Source organism: Megamonas funiformis, assembly GCF_010669225.1.
Lineage (GTDB): Bacteria > Bacillota > Negativicutes > Selenomonadales > Selenomonadaceae > Megamonas > Megamonas funiformis.
This window is the reverse complement of record NZ_CP048627.1, coordinates 1,380,263-1,399,295: the sequence shown is the minus strand read 5'-3', so window position 1 is coordinate 1,399,295 and position 19,033 is coordinate 1,380,263. Positions and strand designations below refer to the sequence as shown.

The 19,033-nt window shown below is 31.2% G+C and carries 20 protein-coding genes; 14 read left to right on the top strand and 6 right to left on the bottom strand.

All coding sequences use genetic code 11. The annotated features are described in order from the left end of the window. Nucleotides 1-45: 45 nt before the first annotated feature. Complete coding sequence (locus GXM21_RS07095) at nucleotides 46-537, bottom strand: HD domain-containing protein (RefSeq protein ID WP_008537716.1); 492 nt, start codon at nucleotides 535-537, stop codon at nucleotides 46-48. A 196-nt stretch (nucleotides 538-733) separates the two neighbouring features. On the opposite strand from GXM21_RS07095, the gene GXM21_RS07090 reads away from it, so the two are divergent. Then, nucleotides 734-1,699, top strand: coding sequence for a 5-bromo-4-chloroindolyl phosphate hydrolysis family protein (locus tag GXM21_RS07090; protein WP_008537717.1), 966 nt, complete (start codon nucleotides 734-736; stop codon nucleotides 1,697-1,699). A 5-nt stretch (nucleotides 1,700-1,704) separates the two neighbouring features. Further along, entirely contained in the window at nucleotides 1,705-2,862 is a 1,158-nt protein-coding gene (locus GXM21_RS07085) for a toxic anion resistance protein (RefSeq protein ID WP_008537718.1), read from the top strand. A gap of 131 nt (nucleotides 2,863-2,993) precedes the next feature. On the opposite strand, the gene GXM21_RS07080 is transcribed toward GXM21_RS07085, so the two are convergent. Further along, complete coding sequence (locus GXM21_RS07080) at nucleotides 2,994-3,869, bottom strand: LysR family transcriptional regulator (protein ID WP_008537719.1); 876 nt, start codon at nucleotides 3,867-3,869, stop codon at nucleotides 2,994-2,996. Nucleotides 3,870-4,146: 277 nt separating this feature from the next. Here GXM21_RS07080 and pckA point away from each other — a divergent pair, with 277 nt between their 5' ends. Next, nucleotides 4,147-5,724 (top strand): phosphoenolpyruvate carboxykinase (ATP), encoded by a 1,578-nt coding sequence (gene pckA / locus GXM21_RS07075; protein ID WP_008537720.1) that lies wholly within the window; start codon nucleotides 4,147-4,149, stop codon nucleotides 5,722-5,724. Between the two features lie 310 nt (nucleotides 5,725-6,034). Here pckA and GXM21_RS07070 read toward each other — a convergent pair whose 3' ends face one another. Genes GXM21_RS07070 through GXM21_RS07055 form a run of 4 tightly spaced genes read right to left on the bottom strand, consistent with a single transcriptional unit; the run spans nucleotide 6,035 to nucleotide 8,353 of the window. Continuing rightward, nucleotides 6,035-6,514 carry a hypothetical protein gene (locus GXM21_RS07070; protein ID WP_008537721.1) on the bottom strand — a complete coding sequence of 160 codons (480 nt, stop codon included), beginning with the start codon at nucleotides 6,512-6,514 and terminating at the stop codon, nucleotides 6,035-6,037. A 53-nt stretch (nucleotides 6,515-6,567) separates the two neighbouring features. Then, on the bottom strand, nucleotides 6,568-7,437 hold the full coding sequence (locus tag GXM21_RS07065; RefSeq protein ID WP_008537723.1) for a hypothetical protein: 870 nt from the start codon (nucleotides 7,435-7,437) through the stop codon (nucleotides 6,568-6,570). A 14-nt stretch (nucleotides 7,438-7,451) separates the two neighbouring features. Continuing rightward, the gene (locus GXM21_RS07060; protein ID WP_154645544.1) at nucleotides 7,452-8,120 is read right to left on the bottom strand and encodes a hypothetical protein; all 669 of its coding nucleotides are present in this window, start codon (nucleotides 8,118-8,120) and stop codon (nucleotides 7,452-7,454) included. Nucleotides 8,121-8,179: 59 nt separating this feature from the next. Continuing rightward, on the bottom strand, nucleotides 8,180-8,353 hold the full coding sequence (locus tag GXM21_RS07055) for a hypothetical protein (protein WP_008537725.1): 174 nt from the start codon (nucleotides 8,351-8,353) through the stop codon (nucleotides 8,180-8,182). Between the two features lie 514 nt (nucleotides 8,354-8,867). On the opposite strand from GXM21_RS07055, the gene GXM21_RS07050 reads away from it, so the two are divergent. The 11 genes from GXM21_RS07050 to GXM21_RS07000 all read left to right on the top strand — a co-directional run bounded on the left by GXM21_RS07050 (nucleotide 8,868) and on the right by GXM21_RS07000 (nucleotide 19,028). After that, nucleotides 8,868-9,404 carry a hypothetical protein gene (locus GXM21_RS07050; protein WP_008537726.1) on the top strand — a complete coding sequence of 179 codons (537 nt, stop codon included), beginning with the start codon at nucleotides 8,868-8,870 and terminating at the stop codon, nucleotides 9,402-9,404. A gap of 131 nt (nucleotides 9,405-9,535) precedes the next feature. Beyond that, entirely contained in the window at nucleotides 9,536-9,808 is a 273-nt protein-coding gene (locus GXM21_RS07045) for a hypothetical protein (protein ID WP_008537727.1), read from the top strand. Further along, entirely contained in the window at nucleotides 9,808-10,254 is a 447-nt protein-coding gene (locus GXM21_RS07040) for a terminase small subunit (RefSeq protein WP_008537728.1), read from the top strand. The genes GXM21_RS07045 and GXM21_RS07040 overlap by 1 nt, the downstream gene beginning before the upstream one ends. Then, nucleotides 10,247-11,659, top strand: a complete 1,413-nt coding sequence (locus tag GXM21_RS07035; RefSeq protein WP_008537729.1) for a PBSX family phage terminase large subunit — start codon at nucleotides 10,247-10,249, stop codon at nucleotides 11,657-11,659. Before GXM21_RS07040 ends, GXM21_RS07035 begins: the two co-directional genes overlap by 8 nt. Nucleotides 11,660-11,679: 20 nt before the next feature. Further along, on the top strand, nucleotides 11,680-12,003 hold the full coding sequence (locus GXM21_RS07030; protein WP_008537730.1) for a ribosomal-processing cysteine protease Prp: 324 nt from the start codon (nucleotides 11,680-11,682) through the stop codon (nucleotides 12,001-12,003). Between the two features lie 6 nt (nucleotides 12,004-12,009). Beyond that, nucleotides 12,010-14,178 carry a portal protein gene (locus tag GXM21_RS07025; protein WP_008537732.1) on the top strand — a complete coding sequence of 723 codons (2,169 nt, stop codon included), beginning with the start codon at nucleotides 12,010-12,012 and terminating at the stop codon, nucleotides 14,176-14,178. 13 nt (nucleotides 14,179-14,191) lie between these two features. Beyond that, nucleotides 14,192-14,548 carry a hypothetical protein gene (locus tag GXM21_RS07020; protein ID WP_008537733.1) on the top strand — a complete coding sequence of 119 codons (357 nt, stop codon included), beginning with the start codon at nucleotides 14,192-14,194 and terminating at the stop codon, nucleotides 14,546-14,548. 5 nt (nucleotides 14,549-14,553) lie between these two features. After that, the gene (locus GXM21_RS07015; RefSeq protein WP_008537734.1) at nucleotides 14,554-15,735 is read left to right on the top strand and encodes a hypothetical protein; all 1,182 of its coding nucleotides are present in this window, start codon (nucleotides 14,554-14,556) and stop codon (nucleotides 15,733-15,735) included. A gap of 31 nt (nucleotides 15,736-15,766) precedes the next feature. Then, entirely contained in the window at nucleotides 15,767-16,840 is a 1,074-nt protein-coding gene (locus GXM21_RS07010; RefSeq protein ID WP_008537735.1) for a N4-gp56 family major capsid protein, read from the top strand. Nucleotides 16,841-16,854: 14 nt separating this feature from the next. Beyond that, nucleotides 16,855-17,505 (top strand): hypothetical protein, encoded by a 651-nt coding sequence (locus GXM21_RS07005; protein ID WP_008537736.1) that lies wholly within the window; start codon nucleotides 16,855-16,857, stop codon nucleotides 17,503-17,505. Beyond that, nucleotides 17,505-19,028, top strand: a complete 1,524-nt coding sequence (locus tag GXM21_RS07000; protein ID WP_008537737.1) for a hypothetical protein — start codon at nucleotides 17,505-17,507, stop codon at nucleotides 19,026-19,028. The genes GXM21_RS07005 and GXM21_RS07000 overlap by 1 nt, the downstream gene beginning before the upstream one ends. The last annotated feature ends 5 nt before the right edge of the window (nucleotides 19,029-19,033 follow it).

Sequence of the window (19,033 nt, the reverse complement as noted above, 5' to 3'; positions counted from 1 at the left end):
GATTTCATTATATAAAATGTTTACTAGGATACTATTCAAAGAAAATTAGACATCGAAAATAGTTTTACATAAATTAATGCCGGTTTTAGTTTTAAAAATTCTGTTTAATGCATTTTCTATAGCTTGTTTTGGGCAATTATCTTCATAAAGATTTACTAAGAAATCTGCTTCTATTAGGATTTGGTAATCTAAATCGTCAATATTATTATAAGTATGATGATGGGCAATCAAGAAACATACTCTATCTATTACAGCAGTATCTACTTGGAGTTTTTCAAGTATTTCTCTAGCAGGAGCAGGGCCTTCTAATTCTTGATATTTGCCATTGCTACTGTTGTATTTTTGTTCAGCAATTTTTATGCCGATATCATGCATTAAACCAGCGATTTCTAAAATATATAATTTATCTGAAGGCAAGTTTTCTTGTTCTGCTATGAATTTTGCAAAGCTATGTACTTTGAGAAAATGTTGAATGCGTTTAGGGTCGCCCTGATAATAATTAATCATTTCTAGTAATACATTATTTATATTTGTCATAATAAAAGCCTCCTAAGTATAGTTTTGTTTCAGAAAATAGAAATCAAGAAAAATTTTAATTTTATTTTAATACAATTTTAATATGATATACAAGCATAATCAGTGTAAATTTTGTATAATTATTTTTGTAGTGCAGGATTTTAAAAGGGTTTATTAGAATTTAATAAGTATAATAAAATATAGGAGAATAAAAATTATGTTTAGTTTTATTATGTTTTTAGCAGTTATAACGACTATTTTGGCTTTTATTGGGTTTGATATGATAACACATTTTAGTGATATTGTAAATTTGATAGGAGCAGTAGCTTTAGGTGTAGGCGTCTTTTTGACATTTAAACCAAATAAGAAAAAGCAGATTAGTTTAGATTTAGATGATAGTGAAAATAGTAAATTATTGCAGGAAAGTTATCAAAAAGCGTTAGAGGATTATAATTATATAAAAGGCTCATTGAAATATATCAGAGATAGTGAATTAAAAATGCATGTGCAAGACATGCAAAAGGTATCTTTGAATATTTTACAATATCTACAAAAACATCCAGAAAAAATTACTTTAGCTAGAAGATTTATCGATTATTATCAAGATACTGTGGCTGGTTTAATTGAAAAGTATGTAGAAATAGAAAATACGCAGTTAAATACAGATAGTGTAAATGATATAAAGGAAAGAACAAAAAATACTTTATATGGATTGAGTAATGCTTATACAGAGCAATTTGAAAAATTGATAAATGACCAGTTATTAGATATGGACGCGGAATTAAAGGTTATGGAAAATACAATAAAAGCAGATGGTTTTGATGTGAAAAAGCAAGACCGCACTCAAGAGATAAAATCTGGCTTTAGCTATAGACGTAAAAATTGTATGCATGATAAACCTATGCAAAGAATGCGTTGGCAATTAAAGCATTTACCAGAAAGATTTTTTGATAGTGATGAAGTTTTGCGTAAAAAATTAATTGCTGGAGGTCTAGGAATTTTATTTGGTGGTTTTGGCGCACATAAATTTTATTTAGGCAAAACTTTTATGGGAATTTTTTATTTATTATTTTCATGGACAGGCATACCTTTTATTGCGGGATTTATAGAAGGTATACGCTATTTATTTATGGATAAAGATGATTTTTATCGCAAATTTTTCGATAATATGAATAGAGGGTGAAACTTATGGCAGATATTAGTTTAGATGATTTAATCAAAGCAAAAACACAGACAATGGACAATAATGCTGATGCTCAAAATTGGCAAGTAATGACAAAAAAAGAAGAGATTGAGCAGGTTACAAAGCAAACAGAATTGATTTCACCGGAAGATAGAAAGCGTATTGATGAAATAAAAGAAAATATAGATTTGACGAATTCACAGACTTCTGTACAATATGGCATAAATGCACAACGAAATATAGCGGAGTTTTCAGATAGTATTTTGAATAATATTCGCAGTAAAGATAGTGGGCATGTTGGCGATTTATTAAGCAATTTAGTAGTAAAAGTAAAAGGTTTTGATGTAGATAGTAAAAACAGTGGCGGATTTATAAAGAAAATACCTATTTTAGGTTCATTAGTTGGCAGTGCTAAAAGTATGATGGCAGAATATGATAAATTATCTGTACAGATTGATAAGATACAAGGCGAATTAGATAAAGCCCGCATGAGCATGATGAAAGATATTGTGATGTTTGATACTATGTATCAACGAAATTTAGAGTATTTTAAAGAATTGCAGTTATATATTAAAGCTGGCGAAGAAAAAATCTTAGAATTGCAACAGCATACTATTCCTAAATTACGCATGGAAGCTGTAAATTCTCAAAATCAAATGGCAGTGCAAGTAGTCAGTGATTTTGAAAATGCTGTCAGCCGTTTTGAGAAAAAAGTTCATGATTTGAAATTGAGTAAAACAATAGCTATACAGACAGCACCACAGATACGCCTTATTCAAAATAATGATAAAGTTTTAGTTGACAAGGTACAAAGTGCTATTTATAATACTATTCCATTATGGAAAAGTCAGATTGTAATTGCGCTTGGTTTATCTAGACAGCAAAAAGTTTTACAGATGCAACGTGAAGTAACAGATACTACAAATGAATTATTACGACGTAATGCTGAAATGTTGAAACAAAATACAATAGAGACAGCACGTGAAACAGAACGTGGAATTGTAGATATCGAAACTGTAAAAAAAGTAAATGAAGATTTGATTTCTACTATTGAAGAAACTATTAAAATTCAAAAAGATGGACGTGAACGTCGTAAATTAGCAGAAGCTGAACTTGTACAAATTGAAGATAAATTAAAACAAACTTTATTGGCTCATCGTTGAAATATCATTAAATAAGCTATAAAAAATATAAAAAGGATAATCCTAAAATAAGTGGATTATCCTTTTTGTTATCAATAAAAATAAAAAGCCATCAGCAAAATTAAATAAACTGATGGCTTTAATTTTATAAATTATTTATTTAATGTATCTTGACAGAAATTGATAAAAGATTGAGCAGCTTTGGAGATATATCTATCTTTTTTCCATGCAAGTCCAACATCTACAAATATAGGGTCTTCTATTGGTAATGTTTTAATATGTGGTGTATCTTGAACTACGAAGTCTAAGAGGAATGCCATACCAACATTACTGGAGATAAGACCTTTTATCGTTTCGATTTGGTTTGATTCTAAGATAATATTTGGTTGAATATTGTGTTCTTTGAGTTTTTGTTGAATTAAATTACGGATAAAAGAACCTTCTTTTAACATAATTAAATCAATATTGCTTACATCGCTCCAAGATAAAGAATCTTTTTGAGCAAGTGGGCTATCTTCAGGAACACAAGCTACTACTTGGTTAGTAGACATTGGCAATAACTGTAAACTAGGAGAAGCATTGGAGATGATGACAATACCAAAATCTAATTCATCACGTTCTAAGGATTCACGAATAGACATAGAGCCTTTTTCATAAAGATAAATATCTAAATGAGCGAATTTTTTCTGGAAACCAGAGAAAATTTTGGGGAAAAGATATGCTCCGATCATAGAAGGAATACCAATTTTGATAGTGCCTTTTTGAAGTTGTTTATAGTCATTAACTTCTAAAACGGCATCTTGAATATTACGCAAAGCAAGTTCAATGCGATTTAAAAATACAGCTCCTTCTGGTGTGAGTGATAATTGTTTTTGGCTACGTTCAAAAAGTTGTATGCCAAGTTCTGCTTCTAATTTTTTTATAGCAACTGTAATATTTGGTTGAGAAACAGAAAGCCGTTTGGCTGCTCTAGTAATATTTTTCAAACGGCTAGTCATTTGAAAGTATTCTAGTTGTTTAAGTTCCATATAATCCTCCTATTGAAAATATCTTATGTATAATAAATTTTATTAATTAACACATAGATATTATAGCATAAAAATAGCATATATCCAATATTTTATTTATTACAAATGTTTTTTGCCATAAGTTTTATCTATTATGTAAAAAATGTATAAAAAATATATAAAATTTTTAGAAATTTAAAGGAATAATAAATTTTTTATAGAATTATATATTCATATGGTAAATCAAAGTAATAAATACTATGAAAAATTAACATAGATAAAAGAGAGGTTGATTACAATGATGAATAACTATTCTAGCCAAGATTTCTTATCTGTAGCAAGAAGAATAACTTATGACGCAACAATTCCTGAATTACTTGAAGAAGCGGTTAGAAATCATGAAGGACGTTTATCTGATAAAGGTGCGATTTGTGTAACTACTGGTAAACATACAGGTCGTTCACCTAAAGATAGATTTATTGTTGATACTCCAGACATTCATGATTTAATACATTGGTCAAATACAAATCAACCATGTTCGGAAAATACATTTAATCGTCTTTATGAAAAAATGAAAGATTATGCTAAAGACCATCAATTATTTGTAACGGATGCTTTAGTTGGTGCAGACCCTGCATACAAATTACAAATAAAATGCATTAATGAGCATGCTTGGCATCATTTATTCTTAAAACAATTATTCATTAGACCAAAAACTAAACTCACTACACCTGCTGAATTTACACTTATTTGTATGCCTAGTGTAAAAGCTAATCCAATTGAAGATGGTACACATTCTGAAACTTTTATTATTGTTAATTTCAGCAAAAAAATGGTATTAATCGGTGGCGGTGCTTATGCAGGTGAAATGAAAAAAGCTATTTTCTCTGTTATGAACTTCATTCTTCCTCAACGTGGTGTTTTATCCATGCACTGCTCTGCAAATGTAGGTAAAGATGGAAATTCTGCATTATTCTTTGGTTTAAGTGGTACAGGTAAAACAACTTTATCTGCTGACCCTAATCGTTCTTTAATCGGTGATGATGAACATGGTTGGAGTGAACATGGTATCTTCAATGTTGAAGGTGGTTGCTATGCAAAAACTATAAAAATTACACCTGAAAGTGAACCAGAAATTTATAATGCAATTCAATATGGAACTGTTTTGGAAAATGTTTATATCAATCCATATACTCGTGAACCAGATTTCTTTGATGCTAGATTTACACAAAATACGCGTACAGCTTATCCAATAGAAAATATTACAAATGCCATCGTACCAAGTATGGCAGGTCATCCAAATGCAATTATCTTCTTAACTGCAGATGCTTTTGGTGTATTACCTCCTATTGCAAAACTCACTAAAGAACAAGCTATGTATCACTTCTTATCCGGTTATACAAGTAAAGTTGCTGGTACTGAACGTGGTATTACAGAACCACAAGCAACATTCTCCATTGGTTTTGGTGAACCATTCTTCCCATTACCACCATTACAATATGCTAGATTATTAGGTGAAAAAATTAATCAATATAATACTAGCGTATATCTTGTTAATACTGGTTGGACTGGCGGTCCATATGGCGTTGGTAAACGTATGGAATTAAAATACACTAGAGCTATGATTTCTGCTGCTTTAGATGGTAAATTAGATGATGTTACTTGGACTAAACATGAATATTTCCAATTAAATATTCCAGATAGCTGCCCGGGTGTACCAAGTGAAGTATTAAATCCAGAAAATACTTGGATGGATAAAAAAGCATATAAAAATCAAGCTGAAAAATTAGTAAGATTGTTCGCTGAAAATGTTAAACGTTTCGCAGGCGAAATGCCCGATGAGATTTTGAACGCTGGGCCTAGACTTGAAGAGTAAAAAAAGCCTTATTTTATAAGGGGAAATTTTAAAATAGATTTAAATTTTTTGAGTAGGTTTAAATTTTTAGATAACAAAATGGTAACAAATACCAAAATGAATGGTAACAAATTTTAAAGTAACGTGATATAATATGTATGCGGAGCTCTAGTATCTCTACGGGGACTGGCGCGAAAAAGAAAAAAGAACACAAAAACTAGTTGCGACAAGTTTTTGATAAGTTAATCTGCGGAAAAACTTATTTTTAGTAAAAAAAGACTACCTTATTTGGTAGTCTTTTTTATTTTAGCTAAAATTTTTGGTAGTTTTTTTATTGTTTAATATAATTTTTTAATAGTTCTTTATTTTTTCCTAATTTATATAAGTATTGTATTAGTTCTTTATAATCATTTATACAAGTATAAATTAAATCTGGAGGACCAATAAAATTATCCTTAAACACTGTTAAATATATGCCTTCTTTTCCTGCAGGAGTACCTATATGTGCTTCCATGTTATCAATAAATTTTTCACCATTAACGTTTACAGATATAACAATTGTATATTCATCATCAATATCTTTTTCTAACGTTATAATTATTCCGTCTTTAATAAAACTCTTTGGTAAATCCTGTTCTATTGGTTTTTTATTATTAAACTCATGGATTAAGTCAAAATGAGATTCTATTGGATTTGCATAAATACGCCAATGCCCTTTTTTATTGTATTTTTCTATAAAATCAATAATATTATTATAGTTTTCAGACGTATAGAAGTTACCATCTTCAAATTCAGCTTTATATAAAAACATATACATCACTCCTTATTAAACATAAGAGCAGGTATAAAACCTGCCCTTTTATTTTAATATGAATATGAATATGAATTTTTGTTTATCTCCATATTTTCTTTAGTTATTACTATGTCATAGTTCAATGAATGGATTTTAATTTTATCTATTGGGATATTTTTATAAATAATTAATTCTTTATATGGTATTTTGTTTACATTGCTAAAATATTCAGTTTTTTCATCTATAGATAATTCAATACTTATATCATAACCTAAGTCCACATATTTTATGACATTACTATTGAATTTTAGATAATCTATGGCAATGTTAATTTTATCTTGAAAATTTTTGTTTGCAAGTTCTTTTAGTAATCCTTCCACTGCTACTGTTTCATACTTATGACTGTTTTTAAAATCATGAGCAATCATATCATAGATATTGTTTTTCCAATCTTTATATTCTAGCTCATTTCTTCTTCTTTCTGGGCGATGCAATATTTCTTCTGCATTTTCTAATTCTCTAACAGGGACTACTTTGAAATTACCATTAATTACACCGTTATAACAACTATCTACTACATATACAATAGCTTCTTCTGTATAAGCGTCTAGTACCATTTCGATGTAGTCCTTACCATTTGCATGATGACGTTCGTCTAAACGGAAAAAATAATTATTTATTTCAAAAATAATATGAATGTTTTCGACAAATTCGAATATATTCATGTTATTCATTTTATTTTTTAAATCGTTCCAACACTTATCCTGAGTTGTTGGTTCTGCTGGTAGAACTGGATTGTTTAAATCCAGCTCTACACCTTTATAGTAAAATCTCATATCATCACGTATTTTTAAATTTTTTAATTCTTCTAATGAATTTACTTTATATAACTTTTTAAAAGTTCTATCCTTGAAATCGTGCTTTTCAATTATTTTAATCATGTTTTATTTCTCCTTTAATAAAAGCATTCACAATTAACTAACCATTTATTTTTTCTATAATCAAATTTAATAACAGAACGCCAATCATTCGCCCAACTATCACTAAATACATCACCATGATAGCAAGTGTATTCTAATCTGCTATTGTCAACTCTAAAATCCAAAAATTTTGATGGTATGTTTTTTATCCATTTGTTATTTTTAATTTCATGTTTTAATATTTTTATTCCTGTATCTTCATCACAGTCATTTATTTCATTAAAAATATCACGAATTATAATATTGAAAATTTGTTGTTGCCCAGCGAATTTAAAAGCAGTTAAAGCTTCTATATCCTCATCAAATTTTTTCCATGAGTATTTGTTTTCTTCATGTTCATAATAGAACCATTCTGTAATAGTTTCACCATCACGTTCAATATTTTTTGCGTCAATAATGTTCCAGTAAAAATCTTCTGCCCCATCACCGTTTGATATTTTTGTTTTATTATATGGTGATACCTTAATGTTTGGATCTAATAAGAATTTCTCTTCAATTTCTTTATAAAATGTGTATTTTATAACTGTCTTTAAATCTTTAGAATAAGCTATTAGCATTTCTACTCTATCATAGAATATTTTTACATCTAGCATTGGCTGGAAATCAAGTTGCTTTAATAAAGATAATCCCTTTTCAAATGACATTAACTCTATCATTTGGTGTAAATTTTTAGTTAATGTTTCTATGTCAGATGGATCTGCATCTAGTGGTAAATACATTGCTCCAATTTTTTTACTACATATACAGAACCTAAATAAACAGTGGATTTAGCAGCTAATTTTGCTTCTTCTAAAGAGGTGTATTCTTTATTGTCATGGTAGGTGTATCCGTTTGGATCCATATATTCTAATGCGTAAATTAAATTTTTGTTTTTCATTGTTATTCCTCCTAAATTCATTTGCTGATTTCATTATAGTACCCAATGAGTATATTTATAAATACTTTATTTTATTTTTTTTATTAGTGTAATCACTGGTGTGTTTTTTGGTGTATAATATATAAAAATATTCCTTCGTATTTAAAGCGTATATCATCATCTGGTATACGCTTTTTGTTTTGCTCATTTTTACTATATATTATATATAGATGCATTATCATTTTTAATCATAAAAAGCCGTCATTTCCTCTTAGATTATAAGAGTTTATGGCGGTTTTTTTATTGACACTAAAATTGTGTATTTTTAATAGCTAAAATGGTTATTTTATGCAGTTAAAAAAGTTGGTTGTATTTGTACAATTGCGCATTAAAAAAACGTTTCCCCCTAAAATAACTAATTAGATTGCGCATTTGCGTATTTTATTTGCGCACGTTTTTTATCTGCATAGAAATTGCGCACTTAATTTAAGATTGCGCATTTGCGCAAAACAAATAAAAGAAAGGAGTATTTTTAATGGGTAAAGATGTTGTTGTTAAGCAAAGTCTAATAGATACTGCCACAGGTGAAGTCGTAAGGCAAAAGGAGTTTTATGTTAAAAATAAATTTGATGCAGAAAAGGGATATTATTTTACATCACAAAAAAATCGTATCAGCATTTTTCCCAGCAATATGCATGAAGAACTAACCGACGCAGATATTGGAAAAATGTTTAAGCTTTCTAAACACTTACAAGCTAATACAAATTTGTTAGTATATCGCAGTGGCAATAATATTAAGCCAATGCAAATTAAACACATCGCTAAGCTTCTTAAAATTTCCGAACGTTCATGCGCAAGATTTATAAATAAAATTATTAAGCTGCACATGATGGAAAAAACAATTGAGAAAAATTCTAAGTTTTCTTTTTATTGCTGTAACAAATATTTTATATGTCCAACTGTATTTTTCTGTGGTTGCTGGCTTAATTATAATTTATACATCATGTTTAAGCGTGATTTGGATAGAATTTTGCCGAATTGGGTTATTTCTAAATTTAATTCTAAAAATTAGAGCCGTTTTAAGAGTGTCTTATTTTTGCAGGTATAATTATATTAACCACTAAAAGAAAAACGCTTAAAACGGCTCTAAGAAGCTCAAAATTTTCAAGAAAACGAGAAAATTTAAGTATTTGAGGTGTTTTTATGGGAAAATACCTAAAAAGCATAAAAAAAGTTATAAAAGCTATGGAGCAGAAAACAGGATTAATTTTGCTCTTATCTAGGCAAGAAATTTTCTCTCCAGAAAAAGAAAGAAAGTTTTACATCTTAAAACTAAGATGCATAAAAAATAAAAAAGATATTTTAAGCTCTGCGAGTGAGCCAGTATTTTTACGGCAACTTGTAGAGCTTTTTAAATTAGACAGAAAGGAACTAATGCGCAAGCTTCAGCCTAACAAGCAGCGAGGTGATGGGTGATGGAAAATGAAAACTTAACACAACTTGCTAAGGATTTAAAACTAACAGAAAAACAGCGAACGTTCTGTGAATTATTTGTTCAGCTTGCCAACAAACGAGAGGCATATGAGCAGGCTGGTTATAAGTGTACAAAAGAAACAGCATTTAAAGAAGCAACTAGAATGCTCAAAAATCCTAAGATAAAAAAATATGTAGATGCAATAACAGAAGCTAAACACGATGCGCTGATTGCAGACAAAGATGAGGTATTAAGATTTTATACACGTGTAATGCGTGGTAAAGAAAAAGACGCATTTGGATTGGATCCGAGTTTGCAAGACAGATTAAAAGCTGCGGACCAGTTAGCTAAAAGATATCAATTATTCAGTAATAAAGTCGAAGTTGATGGCGGACAACAAATGATTGTTCAGTTCGTAGATGACTTAGTAGATGATTTAGATGAGTAGCAATATTCGTAAATTATCTTTAAAAAAGATTGTTGGCGGTGGATATACAGCTTTTTGGCGATTTGAGGGTCGTTATCGTGTTGTTAAAGGTTCTCGTGCTTCTAAAAAGTCTGCAACTATTGCCCTGAATATAATAACGCGTATGATGAAATATCCTTTGGCTAATACTTTAGTTGTTCGCAAAACAGGTAATACTTTGTATAACTCATGCTTCCAGCAGCTTAAATGGGCAATTCATCGCTTGGGAGTAGATAGTTTATGGAAAACAAAAGTTAATCCGATGGAAATAATCTACATACCAACAGGCCAAAAAATAATTCTACGTGGTCTAGATGACCCATATAAACTAACGTCTGTAACAGTAGATATTGGCGTTCTGTGTTGGGTTTGGCTAGAAGAGTGCAGCGAAATCGATGACGAAGAAGCATTCAATCGTGTAGACGAGAGTATTCGTGGTGCTGTTCCTCCTGGATATTTTAAACAGATAACAATATCTATGAATCCGTGGAGTTCTGCTCATTTTGTTAAGCGCAGGTTTTTTGATGTTGTTAATGACCCTGACATTCTAGCGATAACAACAAATTACTTGTGCAATGAATTTTTAGATGAAGCAGATAAGCGAATGTTTGAGCGCATGAAGCGAGATGACCCAGATAGGTACAAAGTTGCTGGATTAGGTGATTGGGGAATAGATGGCGGACAATTCTTTAAACAGTGGCGAGATAGCCTGCATGTTATTAAGCCGTTTAAGATACCAACCAATTGGACTAAGTGGCGTGTTATGGACTGGGGAAGTAGTAGGCCTTACGCTTGCTATTGGATTGCCATTGACTATGACGGTAATGCTTACGTATATCGTGAATTATATGGATATGGCGGTAAACCTAATGTCGGAACAGGAGAAACTACAGTGGAAGTTGCTAAAAGGATAATACAATGTGAATCAAAAGATGAAGAAGTTTATAAGGCTGTTTTGGATAGTGCATGTTGGGCAAAAATTGGAGTTGCTGGAAAAGATGACACGTCTGTTTCTATTGCAGACCAGATAAATGATGTTTTATACGATGCTAACAGGGAACGTTTTTCACCATGTAAAAAAGGTAGAGAACATGGTGCAGAAGAATTTCGTCGTAGATTGGAAGGTACATTTGATAAAAACGGAAATCAAAAGCCAGCAATTTATTTTTTTAGTAATTGCATACATGCTATTAGAACGATACCAATGCTAACATTCGATGAACACGATCCAGAAAAATACGATACAAAAGGTGAGGACCACGCAGCAGACGCAATAATTTATTTCTGCTTAGAAAATCCATACGCCAGCGAAAGACCATTACCACCACAAAAAGAAAGTAAATATAATGGTGGATTGCCTACAGATTCTACAGGTTGGTCAGCATAATTTTTTAAGGAGTTGTTAATTTGATTGAATATAAACTTATAAAAAAGCAAAAGGGAAGATTGGGTTTAATGGTTAGAGGTCATGCAAATTTTGCATTACCAGGAAAGCCAGATATTGTTTGTGCTTCTGTAAGTAGCGCTTGTTTTATGGCGGTTAATGGTTGTATAAGCCAAGTAAAAAGCGAAGATGATATTGACGTTAAATATTGCCGTCCTGGTCATTTTGTTTTTACTGTAAAAGATATCCCACAGACTAGGGCTTTAATTGACGCAGCATATTTACATCTAAAAAACTTAAGTGAACAATATCCCCAATGCTTTAAAACAAACAATGAAGCGGGGTGATGATTGATGGCTATAATGCCAGACGCTAGGACGGTAACAGACCCTTTAGATAGTGTGAAAGCAGAAAATAAAATACCTTCTATAGATAGCAATGATTATGACATCATGAAGTTTACTCAATGGTTTCGCGAAAGTGTTGAATACATGAACGATTGGCGAAAAGAAGCTCATGAGTGTTTTGACTTTGTTGAAGGTAAACAGTGGAGCGAGGGCGATGTTGAAAAACTAAAAAAAATGGGTAGACCAGTTGTAACCATAAATAAAATACGTCCAATGATAAATATGCTTAGTGGTTACCAGCGCAACAATCGCAATGATATAGATTTTTTACCTCGTACAAATGATGATGCACAACTTTGTGAAGTACGAAAAGCCATGACAAAATATGTTATGGACCGAAGCAATTATGAAATTTGCGAAAGTGCTACATTTGAAAAAGGTTGTATATCTGGTCTTGGCTGGGTAGAAGTTGGTTACGAATATGATGAGGAAATAGACGGTGAAGGTGAAGCATTTGTAAAAGATGTAAATCCATTTGATATTTATATAGACCCTGAATCCAGGAAGCGCGAATTTGAAGATAGTAAATATATCATACGCGCAAAATGGATAGATAAGGATAAGTTGTGCGAAGTATATCCAGAATATAAGGATATAATATTGGCTAAAATTGATGAGTATGACAAAAACGAACAGGAAGAATATAACACTAGACTTTATTACCAGCGAGATAAAAAGAAAATTCGTCTATGCGAATGTTGGTATAAAGTTAGAGTAATGAGGAATATATATTATTTAGCAAACGGCACTACACTTGAATTGACAAACGATGATGAACAGCAAATGTCTTTGGAAGAAATGATGTATTTACAGCAAAATGTAATAGGAAAAACTACAGGATTTAAAACACAGGTCCGCGTATGCGCATTCTTTGATGATGTAAAATTGGAAGATATGGAAAGTCCATACGAACACGGCGAGTTTCCTTTTGTTCCTTTTGTTGTTTATCGCAATGATGAAAATAAAATGCCACAAGGTATTGTTACGGCAGCTAAAGACCCGCAACGAGAGCTCAATAAACGTAGAAGTGAATTTATAGATATTGTTTCTAAATCTAGTCATAGTGGCTGGATTTATGAAAAAGATGCTATGGATCCTAATCAAAAACATAATTTTTCTCATAATGCTTCTAAAGCTGGAGCTTTATTAGAGGTAAAAAACCTAAACAAAATGAGAGAAATTGTACCGCCTAATCCTCCACTATCTCTTGTTCAAGCTATTCAAGAATCGGCAAATGACATGAAGGAAGTTACAGGCATAAATGAAGCAATGCTTGGTACAGATATAAATTCTTCTGCTAGTGGTAGAAGTATTGAGCTACAACAAAAGCAAGCTATTACTAATTTAATACCATTATTCGATGCATTGCGCAGTATGAAGAAGGGTATTGTTTATAGGCTTTGGGGTAAGCGTGGACATAAAGGAATTATTCCACAGTATTACACAGAAGAAAAAGTATATAGAATTGAAGGTCCTAATGGCTCATACAACTTCATGACCGTAAACCAAAAACAACAGATAAATGACCCGCTAAGAGGTGTCATAACGCAAACTCTAAATGACCTAAGTCAAGGAGAATTTGATGTTGTAATTGCAGATATAAATGCTAGTTCTACTGTTAGAGAAGCTAAATTCTGGGCACTTTGCGACGCCATATCTAAACTTGGTATTCCTGGTGATATGGTCTTTGATATGTTGATTGATTTATCTGATGTTCCAGGAAAAGAAGAAATCAAGCAAAGATATCAACAGCGACAGCAGGCACAGCAACAGGCACAACAGGCACAAATGCAACAGCAGTTACAGCTTGTACAAGCCCAAAACAATAGGACTAATAAATCTATTAATATTAAAGATGTTCCACTCCCTATACAACTTGCTATGCTTGCTAAAGAAAATTTAGTCGACCCACAACTTGCACAATATATGATGGAACTTTATGTAAAAACAATGGCTCCAAAAGTAGCAGTACAAGAAGAAGCACAACAGGCACAATCGTTAGTACAGCAACAAGCAAACGCTGGAAATCCGCAACAAATTACGCAAGAGCAATTAAACGACTTGCAACGTAGAATAGCAGCACAAAGAGCTATTGGCGGAAATAATACAAATTAAGGAGTAAAAAAATATGACTAGAAGAAATCCAGAAAAGAAAGTAGACATCGACCTTAGTGGAGATGTGGTTATTCCTAAAGTGGTAGAACAGAAAAAGAAAACAAAATCCAAAAATATTGAAGAAAAAAATATCGAGGAAAAAAAAGACATGCAGTGTAAGATTGCTCCCGCCTTAACAATAGATGATTTAAGACAGAAGTTAATTGACACTGCATGTTTTACATTAGAAAAAATTAAAAGGCAACAACTGCCTAATTCTAGTGAATTATTAGATGTATCTTTACGTATTTATCACGAGGTAAATGCTGTTGATGTTAAAGATGATATCAAAAGTGTAATTAGTAATTGTTTATCTGAAAACAAGGAGTGATTTAATTGATTAAGTATTTATATGTTGATATTAAGCTTTTTGGCGATGATGATAATGCAAATAACAACGTAAATGATAGCACTAAAAATAATGATGAATATTTATCTGCAATTAATGATATTTTTGGTATTGAAGATGGTGAGTTTGAAGAATATGCAAAACGTATAAATGGTGAAGAAAATTATTCTGATGATATCAATAATGAACCTGAACATCAACAAAATGATGATGATGAAGCTGAATCACAAGAAAATAATATTGAAACTACCGCTGATGATAATTCTGCAGAAGAAAATAATCCTGACAATAAAGAAGATAATTCCGATGATAAAACAGAATTACAAGAAGATTTTAAGACTCTGTATGAGAAAGCTAAGGCTGAATTAGATGCGTTAAAAAATAATCATAATCAACAACAAAATAATAATGTAATTAATAATACTGCTCAACATAATATGCAGTTTAATCAAGGTATTTCAGTTAATCAAAATGCTAATATGCAGGGATTTAAGATAACACCTGAACTTGCCCAAACAATAAATAATTTAATTCAAGAAAGGGTAATTAAAATTTCTGGATTAAATAAAGATGAAATTGACGCACTTGAATATGCCGATGATGACGATACAAATAAAATGCGTTATGAACAGGCAAAATCTATGGCAAGAAATATGGTTATGCAAGATGTTAATAATAAATACATCGAATTGCAAAACAGAATGCAATATCAGCAAACCATGTCTAGGGCCACCGCTGATGAAACGCAGAAATTTGTAAATGAAATTAAAGGAACTGAAAACTATCAAAATATAATGAATTACGCTACTAATGAAGGACTTAAAAAATATTCTCCTTATGAACAAACAGCTATTCGAGAAGCTTATGCAAAAGTAAATGCTGGTGTAGGTAATGCAAGTGATATGATGGTTCTTCGTTCTTTTTGGAATAAAAGTGTAACAGATTTTAATAGTAATAATAATATCTCTACTAAGGATAATACTACTAAAGTAAAGGAACAAATTAATAAAAAAAATAAAATGCCTAGAGTTAGTCAACTTCAAGGTAGTGGCTCCAACAAGGGCAATATTTGGACAATTGATAAAATAAAAGATGCCTTAAATAGAGGTGCTATTGATGAAATACCACCTAATATTCAACAACAAATTGAAAAAGGTATGCTTTTATAAATATATATTTTTAAGAAAGGTGTGTTTTTTTATGGAAACAACAAACACAAAACAGCTTTTGGCGGTAGTAGCTCATACTAAGAAAAAACCGCATTGTATCAAAGTAAATATTCAACTTTTTGCGATTCCTGTACCAACAGAATTACGAAAACAGTATTGGGCAGAAAAAACAATTATGGCTGCTATGAATAATATTTTCTTTGGAAAATTCACTGGTACAGACGCCAATTCTATTATTCAAGTAGATGAAAATCTTGCTAAAACTAAAGGTGATAAAGCATGGTTTAACTTGCTTTTAAAACTTAATGGTGACCCAATCACAGGGGATAATGAATTGGAAGGTAACGAACAAGATTTAACATATAAAGCATTTGGTGTTACAATCGACCAAAAACGTTGGGCTGTTAAATCTTCTGGTAGAATGGAAGAACAAAAAAGTACATTAAAAGTCTACAAAGATGCTAAAGCTGCACTTGAAACACAAATTGCTGAATGGTTAGATAAAGAATTGTTCAAAGTATTAACTGCTAACCCAACATCTAATCGCGTTATTTATGCTGGTGGTAAAACATCTGAAAGCGCAATTACAACAACTGATGTATTTAATACAGACATTATTGGTATAGCAAAACGTAAGGCGCAAATGGCGAACCCAATTATTCGTACTGTTAACGTAGAAGGTGGAAATTATTATGTAATGGTAATTGATCCATATCAGGCACGCGACCTCAAAAAAGATGAAAAATGGTTTAATGCACAAAAAGATGCTAATATTCGTGGGCTTAAAAATCCTATTTTCAGTGGTGCATTAGGTATTTGGGATAAAGTTGTTGTTCATGAAGCAGAAACTTGTCCTCGCACAAAAACAGGTGCAGAAAGTGCTATGGTTGGTCATGCTTTATTGTTAGGTCCACAAGCAGGTGTCATTGCTCGTGCTGCTAAACCGCATTGGGACGAAGACACATTCGATTATAACAATAAATGGGGTGTGGCACTTTCTCAAATTCTTGGTATTGCTAAAACTAAATATACATTACCTACTGTGGGTGAAACAGATTTTGCAACCATCAACATTATTACTTCTTCTGCTGATGATGCTGCATAATGGTGGTGTTTTAAATGACTACTGTAAAAAATGCAATACAAAAAATAAGACTTCTTGCTCATGACGAACAGGAAACTGGATATGATGATATTGTTATTTTACAGGCAATAAACGATGGGATTGATTTTGTTGGGCGTATTATTAAAAATATACGTCCTAATTTATTATCTATAGAAGAACAAGGAAAAATAAATGCGTATGAAAAATCAATTATTACTAAAAATAAAATTGCTGGAATTTTAGATGTTAGAATAGACGGAAAGCGGTTATTGCCTACAAACAGAATGTGTATAAGTGATTTTAATCTTACGTCAAATTATGTTAAACAATATTATATGATTGGGTTTTTAGGGATAAATGTTTATCCCATTCCAAACAAAAATGTAAATTACGATATTCAATATGTACCAGAATTTGAAGAAGTATCATTGGAAAAAGATACTGAATTACCATTTCCAAATGATTTTCATAAGTTAATAATTGAATATGCAAATGCAAGATTAGCTATGACAAATGAATTTGATACAACACAAGAGATGACAACAATTCAAATGATAACAAGTCAAGTTCAAGATATGTTATATGCTTATCCAGACACACAACATCAAATAAAAGGTTATTGGGATAATGATAACGATGATGATTGTATTAAGGGGTATTTATAATGAGATTATCTACAAAACATGCTAATCAACAATCTGTGATGTTGCAAGACTTTACTGGCGGTCTTAATGTATCCTGTACAGAAAATCTAATAGCAGATAATGAATTATCTGAAGTAGTTAATATGGAAATAGACAGTAATTCTAAATTACTTCGCACAGTGCAGGGCACCAATACTTTATATACTACAACTGAATATACATTTAAAAGTGCAGCGTTTGATATTTTAAATTCTGCACTTATTTTATTTACAGAAGATAATAAAATTCTAGCCACAAAAACAAAAGATTTTTCTGAAGTAAAAGAAGTTGGAACTTTAACTGGTGATGGTGAAGTAATAACTGCTATGTGGGAAGATGGGCTTTTAATTGCTAGTGGCGGTAAGCTTCAATATGCTAAAGGAACGGAAAATGTAGAAACAATAGAAACAAGTCCACAGCATTGTAATGGTGTGTATATTCGTTCTGGTCGTGTACTTGTTTTTGATAATACAGACCAGGTATTATTTTCTGGTGTTGGCGATGAAACAAACTGGACACAAAATACTAATGATCCATCAGCAAGCTTATTTGCTCAAATTGGTTATAAGGTTGGCGGACATATTATTGGTATGGTTAATATGAGTAAAGACATTTTATTCATAAAATCTAACGGTATGGTATTTAGACTTGAAAACGAATATCCTGATTGGCGAATTAGTGAATTAGGAAGAAATATATTCTGTAAAGGTACTGCCAGTTATTGCAACATAATTAATAACGTTTTAATTATGAGCGATATATCCCTGCAAAGTATTCAAACTACGCAGGAATATGGCGATATGAAACCTACAAATATAGGTTCTAAAGTTGCTAGTAAGATTGCAAACCTACCTAGTAATACAAAGCTTCGTTATGTACCACCATTAAACCAGGTATGGTGTATAGGCGAAAATGGTTATGTACTTGTATTAGATTGCAATACAAGTGCTTTTTTTCAGAGGAAATTCAATAGTGTAATAGTTGATGTATTATCTATAAATAATGATGTATATGTGATAAAAGAAAAAACTGTTTGTAAATTAAATGCAGACAGTTTTTATGATGATAATGAGCCACTACGTTTTAAAGTGCAAATGAAAACACATATGGCAAATTATGAGTATTTAGTAAAACGAATAACACTATGTGTAACTTTGTTTAAATATGAACATAGCTATAATAGCCACTTTTTGGTAGGTAATATATGTATACCGTTGCCTAGAATGTATAGTAGCTATTTATTTGATAATACACGTCCGATTGTAGATAATTACGAACCAATAGAACATTTAAGAGATATCTATGTAGATACATCAGATAAACTAGAAGATAGCTATGAAAGTTTATATGAACTTGAATACGATAAAAAAGATATTCAAACGTTAGAAACTTTAAGACGTACAAGAAGAGTAGTATATAGAACTCCAGAAGTACGAATAAGCGGAGCAGGTATTGGAGAACCTTTTATTTTAAATTATATTCAAGCTGATGTAGTAGAAGTATAAGGTGG

Bases quoted from the DNA above. Each gene is read 5' to 3' on its own strand.
- GXM21_RS07095 (WP_008537716.1), bottom strand. From the start codon at position 537: ATGACAAATATAAATAATGTATTACTAGAAATGATTAATTATTATCAG.
- GXM21_RS07090 (WP_008537717.1), top strand. From the start codon at position 734: ATGTTTAGTTTTATTATGTTTTTAGCAGTTATAACGACTATTTTGGCT.
- GXM21_RS07085 (WP_008537718.1), top strand. From the start codon at position 1,705: ATGGCAGATATTAGTTTAGATGATTTAATCAAAGCAAAAACACAGACA.
- GXM21_RS07080 (WP_008537719.1), bottom strand. From the start codon at position 3,869: ATGGAACTTAAACAACTAGAATACTTTCAAATGACTAGCCGTTTGAAA.
- pckA (WP_008537720.1), top strand. From the start codon at position 4,147: ATGATGAATAACTATTCTAGCCAAGATTTCTTATCTGTAGCAAGAAGA.
- GXM21_RS07070 (WP_008537721.1), bottom strand. From the start codon at position 6,514: ATGTTTTTATATAAAGCTGAATTTGAAGATGGTAACTTCTATACGTCT.
- GXM21_RS07065 (WP_008537723.1), bottom strand. From the start codon at position 7,437: ATGATTAAAATAATTGAAAAGCACGATTTCAAGGATAGAACTTTTAAA.
- GXM21_RS07060 (WP_154645544.1), bottom strand. From the start codon at position 8,120: ATGTCATTTGAAAAGGGATTATCTTTATTAAAGCAACTTGATTTCCAG.
- GXM21_RS07055 (WP_008537725.1), bottom strand. From the start codon at position 8,353: ATGAAAAACAAAAATTTAATTTACGCATTAGAATATATGGATCCAAAC.
- GXM21_RS07050 (WP_008537726.1), top strand. From the start codon at position 8,868: ATGGGTAAAGATGTTGTTGTTAAGCAAAGTCTAATAGATACTGCCACA.
- GXM21_RS07045 (WP_008537727.1), top strand. From the start codon at position 9,536: ATGGGAAAATACCTAAAAAGCATAAAAAAAGTTATAAAAGCTATGGAG.
- GXM21_RS07040 (WP_008537728.1), top strand. From the start codon at position 9,808: ATGGAAAATGAAAACTTAACACAACTTGCTAAGGATTTAAAACTAACA.
- GXM21_RS07035 (WP_008537729.1), top strand. From the start codon at position 10,247: ATGAGTAGCAATATTCGTAAATTATCTTTAAAAAAGATTGTTGGCGGT.
- GXM21_RS07025 (WP_008537732.1), top strand. From the start codon at position 12,010: ATGGCTATAATGCCAGACGCTAGGACGGTAACAGACCCTTTAGATAGT.
- GXM21_RS07020 (WP_008537733.1), top strand. From the start codon at position 14,192: ATGACTAGAAGAAATCCAGAAAAGAAAGTAGACATCGACCTTAGTGGA.
- GXM21_RS07010 (WP_008537735.1), top strand. From the start codon at position 15,767: ATGGAAACAACAAACACAAAACAGCTTTTGGCGGTAGTAGCTCATACT.
- GXM21_RS07005 (WP_008537736.1), top strand. From the start codon at position 16,855: ATGACTACTGTAAAAAATGCAATACAAAAAATAAGACTTCTTGCTCAT.
- GXM21_RS07000 (WP_008537737.1), top strand. From the start codon at position 17,505: ATGAGATTATCTACAAAACATGCTAATCAACAATCTGTGATGTTGCAA.